The organism is Microcoleus sp. T3_D1 (genome assembly GCF_036700405.1).
In the GTDB taxonomy this organism is placed as follows: domain Bacteria; phylum Cyanobacteriota; class Cyanobacteriia; order Cyanobacteriales; family Microcoleaceae; genus Microcoleus.
Genome location: NZ_JAUBOV010000072.1, coordinates 13148 through 34822, shown reverse-complemented (window position 1 = coordinate 34822; position 21675 = coordinate 13148). Strand labels below are relative to the sequence as shown.

The 21675-nt window shown below is 43.7% G+C and carries 22 protein-coding genes; 8 read left to right on the top strand and 14 right to left on the bottom strand.

Annotation, left to right across the window (positions count from 1 at the left end; all coding sequences use genetic code 11):
- Positions 1-5: 5 nt before the first annotated feature.
- The 4 genes from QT992_RS25675 to QT992_RS25660 all read right to left on the bottom strand — a co-directional run bounded on the left by QT992_RS25675 (position 6) and on the right by QT992_RS25660 (position 2938).
- Positions 6-833 carry a site-specific DNA-methyltransferase gene (locus tag QT992_RS25675; protein WP_333321301.1) on the bottom strand — a complete coding sequence of 276 codons (828 nt, stop codon included), beginning with the start codon at positions 831-833 and terminating at the stop codon, positions 6-8.
- 435 nt (positions 834-1268) lie between these two features.
- Positions 1269-1817, bottom strand: coding sequence for a hypothetical protein (locus tag QT992_RS25670; protein WP_333321300.1), 549 nt, complete (start codon positions 1815-1817; stop codon positions 1269-1271).
- A gap of 315 nt (positions 1818-2132) precedes the next feature.
- Entirely contained in the window at positions 2133-2561 is a 429-nt protein-coding gene (locus QT992_RS25665) for an HNH endonuclease signature motif containing protein (RefSeq protein ID WP_333341875.1), read from the bottom strand.
- 5 nt (positions 2562-2566) lie between these two features.
- Positions 2567-2938, bottom strand: a complete 372-nt coding sequence (locus QT992_RS25660; RefSeq protein WP_333321296.1) for a hypothetical protein — start codon at positions 2936-2938, stop codon at positions 2567-2569.
- 542 nt (positions 2939-3480) lie between these two features.
- Here QT992_RS25660 and QT992_RS25655 point away from each other — a divergent pair.
- Positions 3481-3723, top strand: coding sequence for a hypothetical protein (locus QT992_RS25655; protein ID WP_333256437.1), 243 nt, complete (start codon positions 3481-3483; stop codon positions 3721-3723).
- Between the two features lie 108 nt (positions 3724-3831).
- Here QT992_RS25655 and QT992_RS25650 read toward each other — a convergent pair whose 3' ends face one another.
- The 3 genes from QT992_RS25650 to QT992_RS25640 all read right to left on the bottom strand — a co-directional run bounded on the left by QT992_RS25650 (position 3832) and on the right by QT992_RS25640 (position 5008).
- On the bottom strand, positions 3832-4188 hold the full coding sequence (locus QT992_RS25650) for a DUF5615 family PIN-like protein (RefSeq protein ID WP_445305383.1): 357 nt from the start codon (positions 4186-4188) through the stop codon (positions 3832-3834).
- Position 4189: 1 nt separating this feature from the next.
- On the bottom strand, positions 4190-4516 hold the full coding sequence (locus QT992_RS25645; protein WP_333341877.1) for a DUF433 domain-containing protein: 327 nt from the start codon (positions 4514-4516) through the stop codon (positions 4190-4192).
- A 129-nt stretch (positions 4517-4645) separates the two neighbouring features.
- Positions 4646-5008, bottom strand: coding sequence for a helix-turn-helix transcriptional regulator (locus tag QT992_RS25640; protein WP_333341879.1), 363 nt, complete (start codon positions 5006-5008; stop codon positions 4646-4648).
- Between the two features lie 185 nt (positions 5009-5193).
- Between QT992_RS25640 and QT992_RS25635 the strand changes: the two genes are divergently transcribed.
- Positions 5194-5478, top strand: coding sequence for a hypothetical protein (locus QT992_RS25635; RefSeq protein ID WP_333321286.1), 285 nt, complete (start codon positions 5194-5196; stop codon positions 5476-5478).
- Between the two features lie 84 nt (positions 5479-5562).
- On the opposite strand, the gene QT992_RS25630 is transcribed toward QT992_RS25635, so the two are convergent.
- Together QT992_RS25630 and QT992_RS25625 are read right to left on the bottom strand one after the other, a co-directional pair.
- Positions 5563-5931, bottom strand: coding sequence for a type II toxin-antitoxin system VapC family toxin (locus QT992_RS25630; protein WP_333341881.1), 369 nt, complete (start codon positions 5929-5931; stop codon positions 5563-5565).
- A complete protein-coding gene (locus tag QT992_RS25625) occupies positions 5928-6143 on the bottom strand; it encodes a hypothetical protein (protein WP_445251175.1) in 216 nt (71 codons plus the stop codon). Before QT992_RS25625 ends, QT992_RS25630 begins: the two co-directional genes overlap by 4 nt.
- A 174-nt stretch (positions 6144-6317) precedes the next feature.
- Between QT992_RS25625 and QT992_RS25620 the strand changes: the two genes are divergently transcribed.
- The gene (locus QT992_RS25620; RefSeq protein WP_333285477.1) at positions 6318-6521 is read left to right on the top strand and encodes a type II toxin-antitoxin system HicB family antitoxin; all 204 of its coding nucleotides are present in this window, start codon (positions 6318-6320) and stop codon (positions 6519-6521) included.
- 64 nt (positions 6522-6585) lie between these two features.
- Here the strand turns inward: QT992_RS25620 and QT992_RS25615 are convergent, their stop codons facing one another.
- Positions 6586-6948: a hypothetical protein gene (locus QT992_RS25615; RefSeq protein WP_333321283.1), complete on the bottom strand. Its 363-nt coding sequence runs from the start codon at positions 6946-6948 to the stop codon at positions 6586-6588.
- Positions 6949-6981: 33 nt separating this feature from the next.
- Complete coding sequence (locus QT992_RS25610) at positions 6982-7344, bottom strand: papain fold toxin domain-containing protein (RefSeq protein ID WP_333321281.1); 363 nt, start codon at positions 7342-7344, stop codon at positions 6982-6984.
- Between the two features lie 467 nt (positions 7345-7811).
- On the opposite strand from QT992_RS25610, the gene QT992_RS25605 reads away from it, so the two are divergent.
- A complete protein-coding gene (locus QT992_RS25605) occupies positions 7812-10283 on the top strand; it encodes a phosphoketolase family protein (RefSeq protein WP_333341884.1) in 2472 nt (823 codons plus the stop codon).
- 316 nt (positions 10284-10599) lie between these two features.
- Here QT992_RS25605 and QT992_RS25600 read toward each other — a convergent pair whose 3' ends face one another.
- Entirely contained in the window at positions 10600-10878 is a 279-nt protein-coding gene (locus tag QT992_RS25600; protein WP_333321277.1) for a DUF433 domain-containing protein, read from the bottom strand.
- A 52-nt stretch (positions 10879-10930) separates the two neighbouring features.
- Between QT992_RS25600 and QT992_RS25595 the strand changes: the two genes are divergently transcribed.
- From QT992_RS25595 to QT992_RS25585, 3 genes are all read left to right on the top strand, one after another.
- Positions 10931-12010, top strand: coding sequence for an AAA family ATPase (locus tag QT992_RS25595; RefSeq protein ID WP_333341886.1), 1080 nt, complete (start codon positions 10931-10933; stop codon positions 12008-12010).
- A complete protein-coding gene (locus tag QT992_RS25590; protein ID WP_333378033.1) occupies positions 12003-12677 on the top strand; it encodes a DUF3226 domain-containing protein in 675 nt (224 codons plus the stop codon). Before QT992_RS25595 ends, QT992_RS25590 begins: the two co-directional genes overlap by 8 nt.
- Positions 12678-12846: 169 nt before the next feature.
- Positions 12847-13485: a histidine phosphatase family protein gene (locus QT992_RS25585; RefSeq protein WP_333321271.1), complete on the top strand. Its 639-nt coding sequence runs from the start codon at positions 12847-12849 to the stop codon at positions 13483-13485.
- Between the two features lie 44 nt (positions 13486-13529).
- Here the strand turns inward: QT992_RS25585 and psaK are convergent, their stop codons facing one another.
- Complete coding sequence (gene psaK / locus QT992_RS25580) at positions 13530-13790, bottom strand: photosystem I reaction center subunit PsaK (RefSeq protein ID WP_333321269.1); 261 nt, start codon at positions 13788-13790, stop codon at positions 13530-13532.
- Positions 13791-14018: 228 nt separating this feature from the next.
- Here psaK and QT992_RS25575 point away from each other — a divergent pair, with 228 nt between their 5' ends.
- Positions 14019-15230 (top strand): acetate kinase, encoded by a 1212-nt coding sequence (locus tag QT992_RS25575; RefSeq protein ID WP_333343058.1) that lies wholly within the window; start codon positions 14019-14021, stop codon positions 15228-15230.
- Positions 15231-15534: 304 nt separating this feature from the next.
- Here the strand turns inward: QT992_RS25575 and QT992_RS25570 are convergent, their stop codons facing one another.
- Complete coding sequence (locus QT992_RS25570; RefSeq protein WP_333341842.1) at positions 15535-21048, bottom strand: AAA family ATPase; 5514 nt, start codon at positions 21046-21048, stop codon at positions 15535-15537.
- Positions 21049-21675: the final 627 nt, after the last annotated feature.

Here is a 21675-nt window from a genome sequence, read left to right as displayed (position 1 = left end):
TGACCTTACTTCAATGCAAGTGGTAACTCCACTTGAGCAGGATTACTTAAACGTTTAATCGAGAGTTCAACATGACCTGCATCTGCTTCACAACCAATAAATTTCCGCCCTAATGATAAAGCTGCAACTCCCGTTGTGGAGGAACCCGAAAAAGGATCAAAAACTAGATCGTCTGGGTTTGTGCTTGCTCGAAGGCAACGCGCAACAAGGTCAATAGGTTTTTGCGTCGGATGCTTACCATAGAGTTTTTCATCTTTGCCAGGAGTAGACATTCGCCAGACATTCTTCATCTGTTTGTCGCCATTCTCAGCCTTCATTTCCTCATAATTGAATGTGTAACGTTCTTTTCCTTTACGTGCTTTGGTTGCCCACAGGATTAGTTCTGTTGAATGAGTGAAACAGCGGCACCCCAGATTTGGAGGTGGAGCAGGTTTTTCCCAAATAATATCATTGAGAATACGAAAGCCAAGCTGCTGCATAGCAAATCCGACTGATGGATACACATGGAGAGTACCCGTTACCCAGATGGTACCAGTTGGTTTAAGAAGCCGATAACAAGCAGCCAACCATGCTTTGTTAAATTCATGGTCTAGCTCAACACCTTGACTGCGATCCCATTCCCCCTTGTTTACTTTGACCATACGACCAGCGACGCAGGTAATACCATCATTGGAAAGGTTGTAAGGCGGATCGGTCCAGATGCAGTCTACGCTTTCAGCAGGCAGCAAAGCCATGAGTTCCAAAGTATCGCCGTGATAAAGGTGAGACAGTCCATCATGCGATCGCCAAGCTAGCTCCGGCTTTAGCTGTTCAAGTTGTACTTGTGAAGTCATAAGGCTTGTTTACTACTCGGTTGATAGTCGAAAAGCACAATCTAGATTTTAGATTGGAGTTGAAAGCTTATCACAAATTTCGATCGCCCAAGGTTGATCGCCCAAACCCCATATCCCTCACCTCGCGCTGGTCTAAAATCTCTTGGGCCGCAACAAAGGCGATATGTGCGATCGACTTTCACGACAAAACTGCGGCAATCCAGAACTAGAAAGCGTACTATACCGCAAATCGCCCACACTGGAAAATTTTAATACTTTGCTTGAGTAAAACTTGACACAGATCCAAACCATGAATTATATTAGACCTATGGATGCAGCAGACATGATCTAATCATGACATCCCGTTACCCACGAGGGTCGAGGAATTCCGGTAAAGACGTTCTGAATACCAAAATTTATATTTTGGCGAAGGCTCCTTAAGGAGCCTTTGTTATTTTAGGGCTTCGGTAATTCCTTATTCTGCAATAAATTTTTGGCTATGACGAAAAAGCCCACTTTCTTTACTTTACCTATGCCTTCGTATATAGGATAAGCACTGTGTATGTGTAATCTCAGCCTTTTACTTTCTCTAAATGCGGCAAAAGCAACGAAATACTCAACCTCTATACCGTTTGAATCCAAAACTTTAACGATGGCAAATTTTCCATACCCAGCGTGACAAACTAACGTTTCCTTCTCTCCCAATGATTTGACAATACTCGGTAATTGCTTTGAGAGTTGGTATCTCTCAAAATTAAATGTTCTGGACTCTCTGGGCCCATTGTACATTAATAACTGTGATTCTTCGCTAGAAATATCATCAGAATCTTTAGTAAAACAATGTAAACCATAAGTTACTATAAAGTTGTACGTGATTATATTTTTTTCGTCTCTTTTGTCGAGATATTCCACCCAGTCAGCATTAAGATGTGATAAATCATATATTTCACCCTCTAGTATAAAATTTTTCCAGGATATAACTTCTTTTACGGTCTTGAACTTCATACTTACAAAAACAAGGTTATCCGCGAGCGAGCGAGGTTAGTAGCCGCTGCTTATTTTAGGCGCTAGGTCGATCGCATCTTCTGTGGAACACCTTACCATTTCACGCAGTTCAACCACATTTTTACCCGATCGCCTCAAAAATCGGGCGACTCCCCAAAACAAGCGCGGTGATTGGGATGCAACCGTAACCTCGAAACTTCCTTGTAGCTATTCTGATGCACAAACCCCCTATCCCTGACCTCGCGCTGGTCTAAAATCTCCTGGGCCGCCAGAAAGGCCATATGTGCGATCGACCATTTGTGACTCTCAAACCTTTTAAGGAGAAATGTCTGTGGGCGGATGCCATCCAGCACTGACCCACTGACGCCTGACAGTAAGAGCAATATGATTGTTTAGTTGTAGTGCTGTGACTGTTGCGCGACCGCAATCTGTAAGTCCAATAATTTCTGTAGCATCTTCACTCCAAGCAAAATTGTGTGACCATTGTTGAGTGCGCGGATTAAACAACTTAACGTGCTTTTGCGTGACCTGATCGAATGCGTCTGTTTGGGTTCCTTTGTAATTATTGCACAGACTACAAGCCAGCCAGAGATTTTCTTCCTCGTCAGTACCGCCAATCGCTTTAGGAATAATATGGTCAATTTCCAGTATTCCCAAAACATACATTTCTAAACTGCGACAATAACCGCATCGGTTTTGAGCTTGTGCGCTAACTCTGAATCCCACTTCTTCGGAAATCGCCATTTTCCTTATCCTTTTAATGGTTCCAGCAAGCCGCGCCGCACAGCTTCATTTAAGGCTTGAGCTTGTCGCAATAGTCGAGTTTCATATATGTGGATTAAGGCCTGCAATTCAGCCAGTTCTACAGATGCGATCGTACCGGATTGTTGGCGGTCTAACAATTCACTCAATCGTTGTTCTTGGACTGGTTGCAGCCGGAGTTGAGTCTGAGTGATTACTTCTGAATCAGACAGTGCTGATACTGGTTTAGCGGTTGGTAAGAAAAAATTTTCCCGAGTTTCTACTAGAATCTCACTCACGGTGCGGTGGCGTTGCAGCGCTAGCAATTCTGCTTGGTGATAGACTTCATCTGGCAGATTTAGGGTGATTTGGGCGGTCATAGGTGCAAAGCTATGAAACTAATATTTATATTATGCCATATTTTACTTTTAGTATTAGACATCTGCCAAAAAGAAATGAAGAAGGATCTCGCTTGCTAAAAATACGGCGACAGCGACAAAGAAGAAAAACAAGTGAAATTAGTTTAGTTTTCACTCATCCCGAAACCCGGCTTATTAAAAAAACCGAGTTTCTTTATTTATAAAATATTAGTCAAGCTGGCAAAAATAGGTTTGTACTTCCGTCCTTAAAATTCTGTTCTCTTCCTTTGTCTCCTAAGCGTCTGCGGGGTTTGCCCGCCCCTATTTTTTTTGAGACATCTCAACTCAAACTCTTGTCAGGGCTCACTTTTCTGCTTAGTTGTCACCCGTCAGCCAAATCATCCTATTTACTTATTGACAATTGCTCTTCTCTGTTGGATTGTCAGGGAACGTATATATAAGGTTACAAATTGTATCATAAGCAACAGAAAGTACCCAATCTTTTATGTATCGCTCTACAATGGACAAAAGAAACAAGATTAAGAGGCGCGATCGCTATGGGTATGAATGAAAACCTAGACTGGGAAGAAGCATTTGAGTACCGAGCGGGCTTGACAGTGGAGTTGAAGTCCCAGCCCGGGGTTTTGCATACGATCGCATACTATGAAGTGATGATGGTACCGCCCATCTGGTTAGAAAATGACCCGCGTCCCCGCTATTCTCACGAACTGCGAGTCGTTTCCCACCAGCCAACTGTGTCCAATATTTGCCGGATTTCAGAGTGTCCTGTTTTAGTCGCCTCCTAAGTTTTTTCAGCGGGAAATATTGGCGATGGCATCTAGCCAGCAATCAAACCGATGCAGTGATTTTCGGATTGAGATTGCTTTAATCTACTTTGTGGCGATCGCTTACGCTTAAGATATAGATGACGGTCCAGAACGATAGACTCGAATCAATTGACCTGTTAATGTTGCAAGTGAGGAAATAGCTTCATTAATGTTAGTCGCCATTCTTGCTAAGTCCTGGTCTGCCTTACAGACAATAATTCCAGAATGGTCAGGCTGTAAGCTGTGCAGTCTAATAAAATGACGGCGATTTAGAGTTAAAACAGCTCGATTTTCACTGACTGCAAAAGCTAACACTTCTTCGTCAGGAATTTTTTGGTTATCTTTTCCGGCTTCTTGTACTGTCAAAATATTGTGACCCATAGGGCGCAGCAATTCTACAACCTCTCTGGGAAATTGTTCGTCACCATAAACACGCGCCATCATCTTAATCCTCGTCATTCTCGCGGATAGCTATTTCAATTTCATCGGGAAAAGCTGCCGCATAAGCCCAGGCATTTGCTAAATCAGTAGCTGTTAGTGTGGGATAGTTATTTAAGAGTCGAGACTCGTTCATTCCTAAACGACGAAAACTTTCCAGTACCCAAACAGGAATGCGAGTGTTTCTGATACAAGCATCACCGCCGCAGACACCGGGAGTTTTGCTAATTCCTTGCCAGTTGTTGGCTAAGTTTTGGGTTAATAATTGGATGATTTGAGCTTTCTCGGTTGGCGTTAAGGCCAGAAGTTGCGCTTCTAATTCTTTGATATTCATGAAATCTATTTGATTTATGAATTAGGTATGTATTTAATATTGTATGGCATCAATTGCTTGATGAGTCGGAATGACACAAGAACGGGAGCAAAAACAGGATTAACTGGTTTGCTAAATTGTCTCTGCTAGTTAGGTTTCTTGCAAAATGTTGTGAATTAATTCTGCTGCTAGTTCTAACTTATCGCGGTGAGTCAAGGCTTCCATGTCAACGATGACGACTGAGCGACGGTTGGGTGCGGGTGCGGCTGGGGGTGTGGCGGCGGGCAATTCCAGGGTTTCGTAGAAATAATCGATAGGTTTGCTGTAGACGGCGGCGAAGGCGGGTAACTCCCTCTCGGCGTCTACTTTGCGCTTGCCGTTTTCGATAGTAGAGAGCGTCTGCTGGCTCATGGTGATGTCGTAGTTGATCTCTAACTGCTCAATGACCTGCTCTTGAGTCATGCCAAGGAGTTCACGGGTGGCGCGGAGACGCTGCCCAAGGGAAAATGCCATGTCTGAATATCGGATAATCGTGTATTTACAAGAAAATCCTATAAATTTTGTTGACAAAGCTCCACCAGATAAAATAGTATTGCTTAAGATAATCTTGTAAAGCTCAAATAATCATCGCCCCAGTACCAATTTCCAACCAGTCAAAGTCTGTTTGTCAATATCTTGAGAAAGGAATTAGCAATCTTATGAAGAATCAAGTTTTTGTTGGTAGTATCGCGCTCTTAATATTGAGTATATCTCTGCCAGGTAATGCTCAATCAAAGACTCCTGTAACGGATCAATTTGGTGCCACAGGAACGACACCAAATGCCAATGTATGGCGCGACGAGTATAGGAAATTTTACCGCATCAGGCTCAAGCCAGATGGTACTTTCATGACTGAGACTACTGAAATAACAGATGAATTTGGTGTGACGGGAAAAACACCAAATAGCAATGAATGGTTAAAAAGAGTCAGTCAGACTTTCTAGCTGTTGGTGCAGGTAAGGAAGTAAGAAAATTGAAAGGCGATCGCACTTTTTTCAACATCTCGATTAAAGTGCGATCGCCCTTTTTTACAAAATTTGCACTGACTCAGTATTAATTTCAGTTAAATTAGTCAGTTTGATATCATTCGTCAACAGCATTGCATTGAGAAACTTGGCTGTTGCTGCAACTACGGCATCGGGAAGTTTTAGCCTGTAAGTTTTCCGCAAAGCGATCGCCAAATCTTTGATATTACTATCCAGTCCAATCACTGTAACATTAGTCAAAAAATCACGAATCAGTGCCTCTTCTTCTAAACTGAGACTAGAATAAGATAATAATTCTATCTCACTTATCACAGAAACAAAATATTGTCCTGCTGGTAATGGATTTATTAAGCGACCGCCCAAGTAGTACAAAGATACATTAGTATCTAGCACAATTAAATCTTGACTCAATCCCACTCCTCCCTAATTTGTCTCTGGTACTCTAAGGGGTCTTGAGTTAGTTTAATGACACCCGCATACTTGGCTAAATTACTGTTTTCTTTCTTTTGAATTATCAAAGTCTCTAACAGTTGCTCAATTTTCTGCCAGTCCTCGTAATCAATCAGGACTGCAACTGGACGCATTGCTTCGTCAGTCACAAGTTTTTTCTTAACAGGTAGCATTAAGGCCCCCTTCAGATTTAATTTTTAACTTTTCCATTATAGCTCCAGAATTTAAAATGGGCATATCGAAATTACTAGCAGCTTGTGTGACATTTTTTAGCGAGCAATAAAAAAGCGTTCCGATCGCCGGAAACCATCTATAATAGAAAAGTCAGCGCTCGTGACACCGAAATTATGAACATCAAAGTCGTATTAGAACCCAGTGAAGAAGGTGGATATACCGTCTATGTTCCCTCACTGTCAGGCTGCATCAGTGAAGGGGAAACCCTTGATGAAGCGTTAGCAAATATTCAAGAAGCGATTGAACTTTACTTGGAGCCGATGGAAGAGGAATTGAGCATTTCCGAAGGTGCAATTGTGAGGCAATTGGTGCTGTGAGCAGCGATCGCACTTTTTTCAACATCTCGATGAAAGTGCGATCGCCAAAATCTATGGGTCATATCTATCTGTGACTGATAACTGTCTCCCCTTTAGCCTCAACCTCATCAACCTTTAAAGTTTTATCCCGCTGCCCAAACTCATCCAGCAACTTAAAAAAATACTCAAACCCCTCCTTTTCATCCACTGAGTAAAGCATGATAATTTTTGCCCAAGAATTCACCGACAGTACCTTAAACCGTCTCTGCAACCAAGGCTGAAACTCCCCGAAAAACTCATTTTCCTGTTCGCTTGACTCAATTCCTAATTCTCGCCTCGCTGTTTTATAACCCGCCAAAAACATAAACAAATCGCTAACCGAAGGTTTCCCAATGTACATCCCCGGTCTAGCTTTTATTTTTTCTATAATCTCCAGCAATCCACTCATCCTTACCTCTTGTTTGAGCTTGACACTTCCATTTTACAAACTTTCCAACTCTTCCACAACAAATTCCTCACTTTGACAGTGAAAATCCTTAACCCATTCTTCCCTTAACATCCCATCTGTTGATAGGTTGTCAAAGACTAGACCTGCCACTTCAACGCCATAATGTTTACCGTTCACTGTAATCGATTCTTCAACTCCCAGACGTTCTAGACGTTCGCTGATCATGTAATCTTCCTCCTGATATCTTGTTCTCAGTCTCAGAATCTTTCCCTGAAGGCCTTGTTGTTCTAGCCATTCCATAACAGCTACAGCACAGCGATCGCATTCAAGAATCTTGAATTGACGTACTATTTTTTTAATTTCTTGATAAATCTCTAAATTAGAAAAATTGCTCACCCTTTTACCCTGAGCCTAGACAAACATACAGAACTCTACCAGAAAAGGAGTCAGCGGACAATTCGCCTGCATAAATAAAATTTAATTCACATATAAATCATTACGAGTTCTACCTTGAGAAGTATCTTTTTGGGGACTTGCACAGCACATCCGGCGACCCGCTGCACATACGTATCAGGTGCACAGTGCACACTCTCCGCAAACTCTTGTGTAAATCCTATTTTCTATTGCTTAATTCCTTGATCCCCCAAAAACTTCCCCTTTCTTCCCTCAGAATGGTGCGATGTTTAGCCAGAAATTAACATTGATTTAAACTTTTATTGAGGCATAAACGAGCTAGAATTCAATAGTTTGCGTGGAAGACATGGAGGTTAAATACAGAAAGTCTGCGATAACAAATTAATATCGATCGCACTTCCCGATCGCACTTTACAAAACAACCACAACTTAGGAGTCAATCGCTAATCATGCTAGGAACAACCGAGATCCCGCAATTAAAGCCACTTTCCGACTCAGAACTACACAAAATGAACGCCTACTGGCGGGCGACAAACTACCTATCCGTCGGACAAATCTATCTCCTCGACAACCCCCTACTCAAAGAACCCCTCAAAATCGAACACGTCAAACCGAGACTCCTCGGACATTGGGGCACAACTCCAGGTTTAAACTTCATCTACGTTCACCTCAACCGCATCATCAAAGCCCAAGACCTCAACACCATCTACATCGCAGGCCCCGGACACGGCGGGCCGGGCTTGGTCGCCAACACCTATCTCGAAGGCACTTACAGCGAATATTACTCGAACATTTCCCAAGATGAAGAGGGTATGAAGCGCCTGTTCAAACAGTTCTCCTTTCCCGGCGGTATCCCCAGCCACGTCGCCCCGGAAACCCCCGGTTCGATTCACGAAGGCGGCGAACTCGGCTACGCCCTCGTCCACGCTTACGGTGCCGTCTTCGACAATCCCGATTTGATTGTGGCGGCCGTTGTCGGCGACGGGGAAGCTGAAAGCGGCCCCTTGGCTGCTAGCTGGCATTCTAACAAGTTTCTCAACCCGGTTCGCGACGGGGCTGTGTTGCCGATTTTGCACTTGAACGGCTACAAAATTGCCAATCCAACGCTGTTGGCCCGCATTCCGCAGGAGGAATTGGAAAGTTTGATGGTCGGTTATGGCTACAAACCTTATTGGGTGGAAGGTTCAGACCCGGAAACCATGCACCAGTTGATGGCTGCGACTCTCGATACCGCGATCGGCGAAATTAAGGCGATTCAGGAAAAAGCCCGGACAGAGGGCTATTCCGGCCGTCCGCAGTGGCCGATGATTGTGATGAAAACTCCCAAAGGCTGGACGGGACCGAAGGAAGTTGACGGTAAGAAAACTGAGGATTATTGGCGATCGCACCAAGTCCCACTTTCGGAAATGGCTTCTAAGCCGGGACACGTCCAACTCCTGGAAGATTGGATGAAAAGCTATAAGCCGGAAGAACTCTTCGACGAAAACGGTAAGTTAATTCCCGAATTAGCAGAACTCGCACCCAAGGGCGATCGGCGCATGGGGGCCAATCCCCACGCTAACGGCGGCCTGCTGCTGCGAGACTTGAAAATGCCGAAATTTGAAGACTACGCCGTTGACGTGCAAAAACCGGGCACTGTAATGGCAGAAGCAACCCGCGTTTCCGGCCGTTTCCTGCGAGACGTGATGACACTGAATCAGGAAAACGCCAATTTCCGCATTGTCGGGCCTGACGAGACGGCCTCAAACCGCCTCGATCCGGTGTTTGAAGTGACGAACCGGGTGTGGGCGGGGGAAATTTTGCCCGAAGACGACCACATCTCCCCCGACGGCCGGGTGATGGAAGTCCTCAGCGAACATCTCTGTCAGGGATGGCTGGAAGGCTATTTGCTGACGGGACGCCACGGCTTTTTCTCTTGCTACGAAGCGTTTATTCACATCATCGATTCGATGTTCAACCAACACGCTAAGTGGTTGAAAACTACTAACGATATTCCTTGGCGCAGACCGATCGCCTCTCTCAACTACCTGCTAACTTCTCACGTTTGGCGGCAAGACCACAACGGTTTTTCTCACCAAGATCCGGGTTTTATCGACCACGTAATTAACAAGAAAGCGGAAGTGGTGCGGATTTATTTGCCGCCGGATGCGAACACTTTGCTGTCAGTAACGGATCACTGTCTCCGCAGTCGCCACTATGTCAACGTGATTATTGCAGGGAAGCAGCCGGCCTTGCAGTATTTGGATATGGATTCTGCGATTAAACACTGTACGGCCGGCATCGGCATTTGGGAGTGGGCCAGCAACGATAAAGGCGGCGAACCGGATGTGGTGATGGCTTGCGCGGGTGATGTTCCGACGCTGGAAACTTTGGCTGCGGTTGACATTCTCCGCCGAGATTATCCTGATTTAAAAGTGCGGGTGGTGAATGTGGTGGATTTGATGACGCTGCAACCTGCTAGCGAACATCCCCACGGTTTGTCTGACAAGGATTTTGATACTTTGTTCACGAAAGATAAGCCGGTAATTTTTGCTTTTCACGGCTATCCTTGGCTGATTCACCGCTTGACTTATCGCCGGACAAATCACCCGAATATTCACGTTCGGGGTTACAAGGAAGAGGGAACGACTACGACGCCGTTTGATATGGTGGTGATTAATGACCTCGATCGATTCCATTTAGTTGGAGATGTACTCGATCGCGTTCCCAAACTGAGTTCTGTCGCAGCTTACGGCAAACAAGCTGTCCGTGACAAGCTGATCGAACACAGGCACTATATCAACGAACACGGCGATGATATGCCGGAAATCCGCGACTGGAAGTGGCCGCACGCGGGCCCGGTTTCGCCGGAAGCGCCGAAGGAAACGAAAGATCCGACAACGACAGGAGATCAAACCGTGCGATCGGGTGCTCCTGGGTAGGTGCGATCTCTGTCTGAAAAGAAAGTCCTCAGAAATTGAGGGCTTTTTTTAGTTGTTATGAGAAATCTGTCGTTAGTCCGCGAGTCCGCCAGGGGTTGAAAACCCCTGTCTCATAGCAAAAGTCGGTTGAAACCGACTATCGATTTTAGATTTGAGATGTTAGATTGGGAATTATTGATTTGAGATTGGAGATTTGAGATTTGAAATTAGGAATTAAGTGGTTTATTTAATTGGCGTTTCAGTCCTCTTTTAGAGGACTTTCGCTATGAGACGGGGGTTTTCAACCCCCGGCGGACTTGCGGGTTAATCGATATCTTCATGCTTGTGCCATCTGCGTTAACGAGGCTAGCGCGCGATCGAGTAATACCTCAACTTGGGCGCGAGTTACTCCCGGAAACCATTCGAGAAACTGGTCAATAGAGGCCCCATCTTTAAGGTTCTCGAAAAAGGCGGCAACAGGTACGCGCGTTCCCCGAAATATCCATGCACCACTCACCTTGCTTGGATGGCGTTCAATGACTTCAAAGAGGTCTATAGTCTCCATGACATTCCTCGCTTGTTGCGGATGAAGTAAAACAACTAAGATAGAATTCATCTTAGCATAAATCAATGGTGGTTTAGGATTTGTACATTCAAAAGAGGCGGGAATGCTTAAAGAAATAGAAATCCAAAATTTTAGGTGTTTTGAGCAAATCAAAATTTCTGGGTTTGAAAGAGTAAATTTAATCGGCGGTAAAAACAATGCTGGCAAGACAGCCTTGCTAGAAGCACTTTTACTGACTGTGGCTCCACAATCTAAAACTCTAACAATGCTAAGAGATTTTAGAAACGAGTCGTCAAAAAGCTTACCAGCTATGCCTAATAGAGGATGGAATACATTATTTCGTGTACCCGGAAAAAATAAATTTATAGTAATTTTTAGAAAAGAGGATAATAATAACCCCTATCAACTAGAAATATCGCTCAATAGCTCCGTGAATCTAAATCAGGTTTTGACTGGTGAAGGTGCAGAAAAAATAATAGATTATTTGTCGAGGGACGACTCACGTTTCTCTGGACTAACTATTAAGTTAACAAGAAACGAACAGGAACTTGCTACGTCCTCTTTAATAGCTGGTTCCCCGGTTCCAATAATTACTAATAGCATTTCTACTACTGACGGATTACCAATCATTCCATCCTTTCTCAGAATTTCAGGAAAAGAACTCACGGAAGCATACGATCGAGCGCGTTTGGATGACAAAGATAGCGAAGTTTTGAAAGCTTTTCAAACTATTGACCCTACGATCGAATCTGTAGAAAGTTTTTCAATTGGCGAACCCACACTTTACTTGAGAAGAAAAGGAGAAAAACGTTTACCTCTCTCATTGTTTGGAGATGCCATTAACAGAGTTGCAGAAATAATCCTTAAACTGGTAAACAGCGAACACAAAATACTGCTAATTGATGAGATCGAAAATGGCATACACTATACAAGTCAGCGGGAGTTTTGGAGAGTGTTATTTCGGTTGGCGGTTGAAATGGATACGCAGATTTTTGCTACAACGCACAGTTTAGAGATGCTTCAAGCATTTGCGGATGTGGGTTTAGAACAAAATCAGGAATGCAGCAGCGCATATTTTGAACTAGCAAGGAAACTCAAAACAAATCAAATCATCGGAAGTCGGCTCGATTTGGAAACTCCTAGTTATGCCATTGAGCATCAAGAAGGAGTGAGAGGTGAGTAATATTGTCATAGTAGAAAGTAAAAATGATAAAATTTTCATGCAGGCAATGGTTGAAAAACTAAACTGCGATATCCAGGTAGCATCACCTATTTATATAGATGATTATCAAAGTTTGGAAGGCTTGAGCGAAACAGAGTTAATCAAAGCTTTAAAAAATTCAATAAGAAAGATTGACCGAAAAGATATCGAAAAGATAGGAATTATTATAGATATTGATAATTGTTCAGAGCAAGAACGGCTGAAATTCGTAGATAGATGTATAAAACAAGTGTTTGAAGCTGAAAGCTTGTCAAGCACTAAACAATTTATCGATATTTGTACAGATCATGGAACAAATGCAAAATTGGCTTGTTACTTTACAAATTTTGAAGGTAAAGGTGAACTGGAAACGCTTTTAAAGGGAATAAAGGCTAGAGAATCTTTTCATGCTGATTGTTTGGATAGCTGGAAAACTTGCATAGAAAACCAGGGAAAGGAAATCGACCGGAAAGGTTTTGATAAATTTTGGGTTAGTATCTATCTCAGGTATGATACTTGCTCAAAGAAGGAACAGAAAGGGAGCATCTCAGTTTTGCATTTACAGTGCGAGCGTCCCCGCTCGCGTATTGTACAATACGCGAGCGGGGACGCTCGCACTACAATAAAAAAATGCTTTTTACAAAACTGAGATGCTCCCGAACAGAAACAAGCTGGAAGGAAATGCAGTATGGCTGGGTTTGATTATGTTATGGAACACAAAAAAGATATTTGGGATTGGGATAATCCTGCTCTCGATGATTTGAAGGAGTTTTTTAAACTCTTTTGCTAACATAGTAAAATTCACACACAATTAACTCATGAGCTTAAGAATCTACTTTGTACGACACGGTGAAACGACTTACAGCCAAACAGGTGGCTTCTGCGGCGCTATCGATCCCGAATTAACGCCCGTAGGTTCTCAAATGGCAGAACAGTTTGCCGCTACTTACGCAAAATTGCCTTGGAATGCTGTTTATGTCAGTCCGATGAAACGCACAATTGCTACTGCAAAACCTTTGTGCGATGCTGTGGGAATTGAAATGCAGCTTCGCGACGGACTGAGGGAAATTAAGTACGGTGAGTGGGAAGGCAAAACAGTAGAAGAGGTCAAAAAAGAATACGAAGAAGATTATATTAATTGGCTGACTGAACCTGCTTGGAATGCACCAAACGGCGGCGAGACTTCGGTGCAAATTGCCAGTAGAGCTTCCTTAGTTATTGCAGAAATTGAGGAAAAATACAAGAATGGAAATGTGTTGGTTGTCTCGCACAAAGCAACTATTAGGATTATTCTGTGCAGTCTGTTGGGGATTGATTTGGGACGTTATCGCGATCGCATTGCCGCTTTAGCAGCTTCTGTCAGTATTGTCAAGTTTGATGTTCGCGGGCCGCTGCTGGAAGTTTTGGGCGATCGATCGTACATGGATGAAACTCTCCGCAATTTGCCCGGTACTTGAAATTGCGGGTAGGGTGCGCGTACTGCGTACCCTCTATTGTGCAACTAAATCGCGCCTAAGTTAGACAATCCTAAAATAGCGCCTGCTCCCAAAATATGACCAAATGCCATAGTTCCCACAACTGCACCCAAACTCAAACCGCCGAACATACTCGATGAGGGCATTGCTGGGCCTGTGGTAGGCTTCTGGATGGTTGATTTGCCGATCGCAATAGCTAAAATATTGCAAAGAATCATAATCAAACCGATCGTGGGGCTCCACTCTACGGTTCTGGGGGCAACGGCAAGTAAAATTGGTGTAAACATCGATCGACTCCTTAAACTTTAGTAAATGAAAATCTGCCTAGAAGATATATCAAAAAAATGCAACTGTTCGCTACACATTGCATTAAGAGTTAATTTTTCGACATAATTCTTAATATTTTTCCCAGGAACTCAAGATTTCTTAGTCTGTGCAGGCGGATGAAAGTTGGACAAGATGCGATTGCAATCGCCTAGCGATCGAAAGAACGAATCAACAGGAAATAATAAAGCATGAAAATACTGGTGTTAAATGCGGGTTCTAGCAGTCAAAAGAGCTGTCTTTACGAGTTAAACGATGTCCTGCCCGATCGACCTTTGCAACCCCTCTGGGAGGCTCAAATAGACTGGACTCACCAGCAGGGTATAGCAGAGTTGAAAGTCAAAACAGCAAAAGGCGATCGGCTTGAAGAAGAGTTTGCCTCAGACTCTCGCAAAGATGCTATTTCTCGAATGCTGCAGAGTCTTTGGAGGGGAAGAACTCAAACAATTAATGATTTAAAAGAGATTGATATTGTCGGCCACCGCGTCGTACACGGCGGACAAGATTATCAGCAAAGTACGTTAATTTCGCCGGATGTTAAACAGGCGATCGCCCGTTTATCTGTTTTCGCCCCCGTGCACAATCCGGTTAACCTCGAAGGTATCGAAGCGGTTGAAAAAATCCTCCCTAATGTGCCGCAAGTAGCAGTATTTGATACAGCTTTTCACGCACAATTGCCGCCCGCAGCCTTTGTTTACCCCGGCCCCTATGAATGGCTGGAAAATGGGATTCGGCGCTACGGTTTTCACGGGATTAGCCATCAATATTGCGCGCGTCGGGCCGCCGACATTCTGGGTCGAGATTTGGCAGATTTGCGGTTGGTTAGCTGTCATTTGGGCAACGGATGTTCTCTGGCGGCCATTCGCGGTGGCTGGAGTGTTGACACGACGATGGGATTTACGCCTTTGGAAGGTTTGATGATGGGAAGTCGATCGGGTTCGATCGATCCAGGCATTCTCATTCATCTGTTAAAACAATCCGATTTGACTGCTGAGAAACTTGATGGTATTCTCAATCGAAATTCTGGTTTAAAAGGGATTTCAGGGGTGTCTAGCGATCTGCGGCAGATTGGAGATGCGATCGCTCAAGGTAATCAGAGAGCTCAACTTGCTTTGGATATTTACCTCCACCGTTTGCGTGCCGGAATTGGTGCCATGCTGGCGAGTTTAGGAGGGTTGGATGCTTTAATTTTTACGGCAGGAGTTGGGGAAAATTCTGCTCTTGTACGGGCTGCCGCTTGCGAAGCTTTTGGATTTATCGGGTTAAAATTGGATGAGGAGAAAAATCAACATTCACCGATCGATCGAGATATTGCGGCAGTGGATTCAGCCGTGAAAATTTTGGTAATTCACACACAGGAGGATTGGGAGATTGCGCGAGAATGCTGGAAACTTTCTCACTAAGGATCGCGAATTAAATAACTTACAATTTTAATTGTTATTGTGGGATGGGCGTCCCGCCCGTCCTTTTTGGACGGGCGGGACGCCCATCCCACTTTCAAGAGTGGAAGTTATTTAATTCTCATTCCTAACTTATTTTATAAATTCCTGCAACAGCGATGCCCACTCAGCTTCGCAGAATCGTCAACAATCACGAACGGCGCAAGCGGATTTACGCAAATAAAGAGAGGTAGAGACGTTGATTCTTCCATTTTCCCTGAAACATCATTACTCTTTCAGCCCTGCTGTGGGTTGATGGTGGCGCAAATTACAAAACTTGCTTGGGGGCGATCGGAATTTCAATAATAAACTCGCTCCCCTCTCCGGGTGCAGAAACGCAAGTCAATTTTCCGCCATGAGAACTCACAACAATCGAGTGAGAAATAGACAATCCCAAACCAGTTCCCGAACCCACGGGCTTAGTTGTAAAAAATGGATCGAATATCTTGTGCAGCACCTCAGTGTTCATCCCCGGCCCGCTGTCGGCAATTCTAATTATGGCAGAATTCCTGTCTGTCACCTCTGTAGAAATTGTAATCGTAGGCTGTTGATGAGAGTTTTCCGGGCAATCTCTTGCTACGAGGAGAGCATCGATCGCATTTGTCAAAATATTCATAAATACCTGATTCAACTGAGACGCATAACAAGTAATTAGGGGTAGCGTGCTGTAATTTTTAATCACCTCAATTCCCAAACGCCCGCCCTCTTTTCTCAGGCGCGGTTGCAGCAACATCACCGTACTGTCGATGCCTTGATGGATATCTACCGACTTCATTTGCGCTTCGTCGAGGCGCGAGAAATTCCGCAAGCTTAGCACAATATCCCGGATTCTTTCCGCTCCTACTTTCATGGAATCCAGCAGCTTTTGCAAATCGTCGCTCAAAAATTCCAGCTCAATTGTTTCTATTTCTTCTAGAATTTCCTCAGCAGGCTCTGGATAGTGCTGCTGGTAAAGCTCAATCAATTTTAACAAGTCTTTAACGTATTCGCTAGCCGGATTGAGATTGCCGTAGATGAAACTTACAGGATTATTAATTTCGTGAGCTACACCAGCGACCATTTGCCCCAAACTAGACATCTTTTCCGTTTGGATTAATTGAGCTTGAGTTAGTTTAAGTTCGCGCAAAGTTTGTTCTAAACGCTCGTTCTTTTCATTTAACTCCTGCGTCCGCTCTTGCACTTTCTGTTCCACAGAATTATACAGTAGAGCATTTTCCAAAGAAATAGCAACTTGGGAAGAAAGCAACCTTAAAACTTCCAATCTGTGGGGAGTAAATGCTCCGACAGTCAAATTGTTTTCTAAATAAAGAATGCCGATCAGTTTCCCTTGATTGATGATTGGAGTACACAAAATAGATTGCAGTTTGTGTTTAGCGATGTAAGGATCGGCTGTGAATAGTCCCTCAGCCGCCGCATTGCTCAACACCAAATCCGAGCGAGTCCTTTCCACATAATTAATCACCGTCACAGGTAAATCGTGATAGTCTGCAACAGGCGTAAATTGCAGCACAGCTACATCTTCAGCAAATACTGAGGCTTTAGCTGAAATCAACAGTTGACCATCTCTGACTAAAATCAGAAAACCTAATTGGGCACCCGCATTTTCTAAGGAAATTCTTATCAAAGAAGCCAGCAACTTATCGAGGACAATTTCGCTAGAAATCGCCAGAGATGCTTTCATTACCGTTGCCAAATCCAGGACTCTCGCATCGCTGCCAGTAGAAGTATGAATAGTTGTGGTAGTTTGATTGTTGTTAAAACTTCCGTTGATAGGCGTCATTTCCCGCAACTGCGGATACTTCTGTTCTAAATCTTCTACTTTGCGAACTGCACCCCAGCGCAAGTAGCACGAGTGAGCTTCGCGCAAGTGGATTTTGGCATATTGATACTTGCCTTTACTCAACCAAAACTTAGCTGCTAGTTCATTAGCTAGCGCTTCATTTTGGACAAACTCATTGTCTTGGGCTAAATTTATAGAGAAATCGTAAAGTTCTACAGCTTCTGAATCTTTCTTGGAAATTCTGGCTATTTCTGCTTGTACTAAAAGGTACTTGTGCAGAAAATTTTCGGCACAGTTGTCTGCCCAAATTTTCATCTGTTTTTGGTTGGCATCTAACTTTTCCAAGTATTCCTTTTGCTTGTCTTCTGAAACATTTGGGAAAACGGCGGCTAAAGTTAGAGAAAAGAAAAAATTCCATTCGGTAGCGGGTATGGCTCCGGTAATAAAAGATAGCTGTTTTTCTACTTCAAAAGCTAGTTGTAGCGCTTCGTTGAAGTTGCCGTACCAGTACATTACCTGGCATTTGCGAATCTGATAAAGGCACAGCGAGTACAAATTTTGATGAGCTTGGCAGTTGTGTACATATTCCGCTTCGCTGATATCTTCGCTTTCAAATACAAACTTTTCAGGAGTTAGTTTGCTCAAGTTACGCAGGATTAACTCTACCCCTAATAATATATCGGTTACGAGCTGATTTTTGGTTTTTTGGCTGAATTGCAAATACCTGCTCGTGTCGGCTAGAATTTGCGAGATTTCTTTACCTTGAAAAAATGAGTTCGCTATGCGGTTGGACAGGATATAACCCGCATACTCTAAATCTCCTGATTCTAAAGCTGCTTGATATCCTTCATTGCTGATTGCGTGGGAATCTTTGATGTGATTGAACCAGTAATAAAAAATACTGACCAAGGATGAACAAGCTCTGCACTTCAAGCCGATATTGCCAGATTTTTCGCTGAGATTCAGCGAGAGCAAGCCGAATTGATACGCAGCTTTGTAATCTCCCGAAACTGCGTTTAAGAACATACCGTAGCCAGCATAGCAAAGAGAGGCTTCGGGTACTAAACCGTATTGTAGAGAAAGATTGACTCCTTTTAAAACGCTGACTTTCCACAAGTCGGGATTTTTGAGGTACGCCGATGTGAGCAAGTTTGTAATTAATTTGACGGCAACTTTTTTGTCGGGTACAGTCATTTCGGGGGCGTCAATCAGGGAAGCTATTTCTCTACCTGCTAAAATATTTGTGGCGGCTGCAAATTCTTCGGATATGACTTTTTGTAGCCCGTCTAGCGGTAAGTCAATTCCGAGCAAGTCCAAAGCTTTGATTCCGGCTTTAACGGCTTCTTCGTACTTCGCCCGCAGGGTGTACTGCACGATCAGCAGGTTGTAAATTTCTACCTTTTCTAAGGGCGATCGCGCTTTTTCCAGAGTTATATTAATAAATTCTTCAGACTTCTCAAAAAAACCGTTTAAATACTCAACATTGGCCCGCTCCATGTGCAAGGCAAAGGCTAAATCGTAGTGGGCATCCCAAATATCGGCGCTCAAACCGTCCATCCCTGCGGTTAAATACTGCAAGGCAGCAACATAAGCAGTGGCATCTTTGGCTCTGCGGGCCGCGTCTAAATTCAGCGTTGCCAGTTCAATTAATTCTCGATCGTCTTTAATTAGCGATCGAGCTACATTCAAGTGATCGACTAATTCAAAGATTCTGTCAGCGCGATATTCAGCCGGAGTGTTTTCTAGGATTTGCCTGCCTATTTTCAGGTGAACTGCCTTTTTTTGCGAGTCGTCGATCAGAGCGTAAGCGGCTTGCTGTACGCGATCGTGCAAAAATTTATAATTCAGAATTAATAGCGGAAACAGCACGTAATCTAATGACTTGCTTTCCAATTCCGAAGTTGGCAGAATCAGTCCCGACTTAATCGCGGGCAACAGGTGAGAAAAAGTTTCCGAGGCTTCTTTTTCATTAATTAAAGAAAGAGTATTCAAGTCAAATTCATTGCCCAAACACGCCACCAAACGCAAAACTTGCTGCGTTGAACTTGGCAGTTTTCTCAATTTTTGTACCATCAAATCTACTACATTGTCAGTGATAGCGCACTGCTCAATTTGAGTCATATCCCAATGCCAGCCGCCCTTGCTCCCCGACTGGGGCGGGTGAAAAACTAGCAAGTTTTCCTGATACAATGTTTGCAGGAATTGATTGACAAAAAAAGGATTGCCGTCGGTTTTGCTAATTACCAATTCAGCTAACGGTTTGACAGATTCGCGATCGCTGTGCAAAGTCTCCGCAATCAAATGAGTGATGTTTTCCACCCCCAGCGGCGACAAAGCAATCTGATTAATGATAGCTTCCTGATTTCGCAGCGTCTCCAAAGTCATCATTAAAGGATGAGTAGGACTAACTTCATTATCCCGATAAGCACCAATTAAAAACAGATATTGCGTAGCTTCATCTGTCATCATCAATTCGATCAATTTGAGAGTAGCAGAATCAGCCCACTGCAAATCGTCGAGAAAAATGACCAGCGGATGTTCTGGCTGGCAAAATACGCGAATGAAATTTTGAAATACTAAATTAAAGCGGTTCAAAGATTCCGTCGGCCCCAATTCAGCTACTGGAGACTGAGCTCCCACAATTAGTTCAACTTCGGGAATGACATCAATAATAATTTGCCCGTTTTGACCGAAGGAAGTGCGGAGTTTTTCGCGCCAAACTGCTAATTGAGCTTCGCTTTCAGTTAACAGTTGCCGCACCAATTCCGAAAAAGCGCTGACAACGGCAGAGTAAGGAATAGTCCGCTTGTACTGGTCAAACTTTCCCCAAATAAAATATCCACGTCTGCGGGTAATAGGTTTGTCTAAAATCTTCACCATTGCAGATTTGCCAATGCCGGAATAACCGGCAATCAGCATCATCTCGCTGCGGGATTTATGTTGTCCTCTCGCCAGGACTGACAAGGGAATTTCTTTTTTCGATTTGAACTCTTTTTTGATGACAGAAATTTGAGAATCGTCGGTGCGGTAGCCTCGATTATTTGTTGCTGCTACCCGTTCAAATGCCGCTAAAAGAGTTTCAACTTCTCGCTGTCTGCCGTAAAGTTTTTGAGGTATTTGAAATTTGTCGGAAATATCTTGGCGACCCAGAGTAAAATCGGAAACAAACCCAGATGTTTGCCACTGAAACAGGCAGGATTCCAAATCGGCTTTTAGTCCCCAAGCACTTTGATAGCGCTCCTCAGCGGTTTTTGCTAACAATTTCATCACAATATCTGAAACAGCTTTAGGAATTTCTGGGGCTATTTCAGCGAGAGGTACTGGCTGTTTGGCGATGTGACAGTGAACTAACTCCATAGGATCTGTAGTGGCAAAAGGGAGTTGTCCTGCCAGGATTTCATAGAAGGTCACGCCGAGGGAATAAAAGTCGGTGCGATAATCGACTACCCGGTTCATTCTGCCGGTTTGTTCGGGCGACATATAGGCTAAAGTGCCTTCTAAAAAATTGGGATTTTTACTGGGAATATTTTCCAGGTTGGATGCTAGGGAAATGCTAAAGTCTATTAGTTTCACTTGTCCTGTAGCAGGATTAAAAACTATATTAGAGGGATTTATATCTTTATGAATTACATTTTTACCGTGAATTTCTCCCAAAGTTTCAGCAACTTTGATGGCAGTAGTCAGAAATCCTAAAAGGGTAAATTTTTGGGAGCCCATAAATATTTTTAAAGATTCCCCGCCAAAATCTTCTAAGATCATTGCCAGACTATTTCTAACCTGTTGCAACTTATACACTTTCACAACTCCGTCCAACAGGCTTAAGTTGGCAGTGATCTCATATTCGCGTTTGTATCTATTCAGTTCTTCAGGAGTCGGATAGTCTTCTTTGATAAGTTTGATAATAACAGGTTGGTTGTTCTGCTCGTTGTGGCCGCGGTAAACCAGGGAAGTGCTGCTTTCATAAATGAGAGCGAGAACTGCAACGCCGGGAATTGCCATCATAGTTGGGTTCTCTCAAATTAGGTGTGCTTGGTCAATGTTACAGGACTGACGCGCGGCGGGCTAGAAACCGGGTTTCTTCGTTGCTAGTCGTTGACAAACCCAAGATTTTTTCGTGTAAATCGGGTTTCTTTTCGTAAATCCTATGTTATTCCTCATTATCGCTCAAGAGCTATCTTTTGGGATGTGTGGGAAAGCAGGCCTTGACAGGAATGAGCTACTGCTGACAAAAGCACGCTGGGGCTTTCGTCACCTCAGCAGTTAGGTAAACAAAATCACAAATACAGGATTTGTGCAAGCATTTACTTTAATCCTCGATCGCCATGTTGACAACTAAATCATCTCCGATTCTAAGCAATGGCTTGACTTTACTGGAGCGTCACCACATCTCGTGAAAATACGCAAGTGCTTAAAGATTTATTTTTTCCGGCGATCGGGCACGAATTGGGGGTGCTTGAAAAAAACCGGGCGGTGCAAATCTTAACTATAATTCGCTACCGAGGCGCGGAGGGAGTTAAGTGTTGCTTCGGAATCTGCAATTTCCTTCAGTTCTATCTATTTTGACCATAGATTAACAATACTAACTGACCGAAAGCATCCAGAATACAAGCCCTCGGATTCATCCGTCCA

What these genes read in the sequence shown, in the direction of transcription:
- QT992_RS25635 (WP_333321286.1), top strand. Translation starts at nt 5,194, where the DNA reads ATGAAGAATCAAGTTTTTGTTGGTAGTATCGCGCTCTTAATATTGAGT.
- QT992_RS25625 (WP_445251175.1), bottom strand. Translation starts at nt 6,143, where the DNA reads ATGCTACCTGTTAAGAAAAAACTTGTGACTGACGAAGCAATGCGTCCA.
- QT992_RS25575 (WP_333343058.1), top strand. Translation starts at nt 14,019, where the DNA reads ATGAAAATACTGGTGTTAAATGCGGGTTCTAGCAGTCAAAAGAGCTGT.
- psaK (WP_333321269.1), bottom strand. Translation starts at nt 13,790, where the DNA reads ATGTTTACACCAATTTTACTTGCCGTTGCCCCCAGAACCGTAGAGTGG.
- QT992_RS25600 (WP_333321277.1), bottom strand. Translation starts at nt 10,878, where the DNA reads ATGAATTCTATCTTAGTTGTTTTACTTCATCCGCAACAAGCGAGGAAT.
- QT992_RS25655 (WP_333256437.1), top strand. Translation starts at nt 3,481, where the DNA reads ATGAATGAAAACCTAGACTGGGAAGAAGCATTTGAGTACCGAGCGGGC.
- QT992_RS25615 (WP_333321283.1), bottom strand. Translation starts at nt 6,948, where the DNA reads ATGAGTGGATTGCTGGAGATTATAGAAAAAATAAAAGCTAGACCGGGG.
- QT992_RS25675 (WP_333321301.1), bottom strand. Translation starts at nt 833, where the DNA reads ATGACTTCACAAGTACAACTTGAACAGCTAAAGCCGGAGCTAGCTTGG.
- QT992_RS25640 (WP_333341879.1), bottom strand. Translation starts at nt 5,008, where the DNA reads ATGGCATTTTCCCTTGGGCAGCGTCTCCGCGCCACCCGTGAACTCCTT.
- QT992_RS25660 (WP_333321296.1), bottom strand. Translation starts at nt 2,938, where the DNA reads ATGACCGCCCAAATCACCCTAAATCTGCCAGATGAAGTCTATCACCAA.
- QT992_RS25605 (WP_333341884.1), top strand. Translation starts at nt 7,812, where the DNA reads ATGCTAGGAACAACCGAGATCCCGCAATTAAAGCCACTTTCCGACTCA.
- QT992_RS25650 (WP_445305383.1), bottom strand. Translation starts at nt 4,188, where the DNA reads ATGATGGCGCGTGTTTATGGTGACGAACAATTTCCCAGAGAGGTTGTA.
- QT992_RS25620 (WP_333285477.1), top strand. Translation starts at nt 6,318, where the DNA reads ATGAACATCAAAGTCGTATTAGAACCCAGTGAAGAAGGTGGATATACC.
- QT992_RS25645 (WP_333341877.1), bottom strand. Translation starts at nt 4,516, where the DNA reads ATGAATATCAAAGAATTAGAAGCGCAACTTCTGGCCTTAACGCCAACC.
- QT992_RS25595 (WP_333341886.1), top strand. Translation starts at nt 10,931, where the DNA reads ATGCTTAAAGAAATAGAAATCCAAAATTTTAGGTGTTTTGAGCAAATC.
- QT992_RS25585 (WP_333321271.1), top strand. Translation starts at nt 12,847, where the DNA reads ATGAGCTTAAGAATCTACTTTGTACGACACGGTGAAACGACTTACAGC.
- QT992_RS25570 (WP_333341842.1), bottom strand. Translation starts at nt 21,048, where the DNA reads ATGATGGCAATTCCCGGCGTTGCAGTTCTCGCTCTCATTTATGAAAGC.
- QT992_RS25670 (WP_333321300.1), bottom strand. Translation starts at nt 1,817, where the DNA reads ATGAAGTTCAAGACCGTAAAAGAAGTTATATCCTGGAAAAATTTTATA.
- QT992_RS25665 (WP_333341875.1), bottom strand. Translation starts at nt 2,561, where the DNA reads ATGGCGATTTCCGAAGAAGTGGGATTCAGAGTTAGCGCACAAGCTCAA.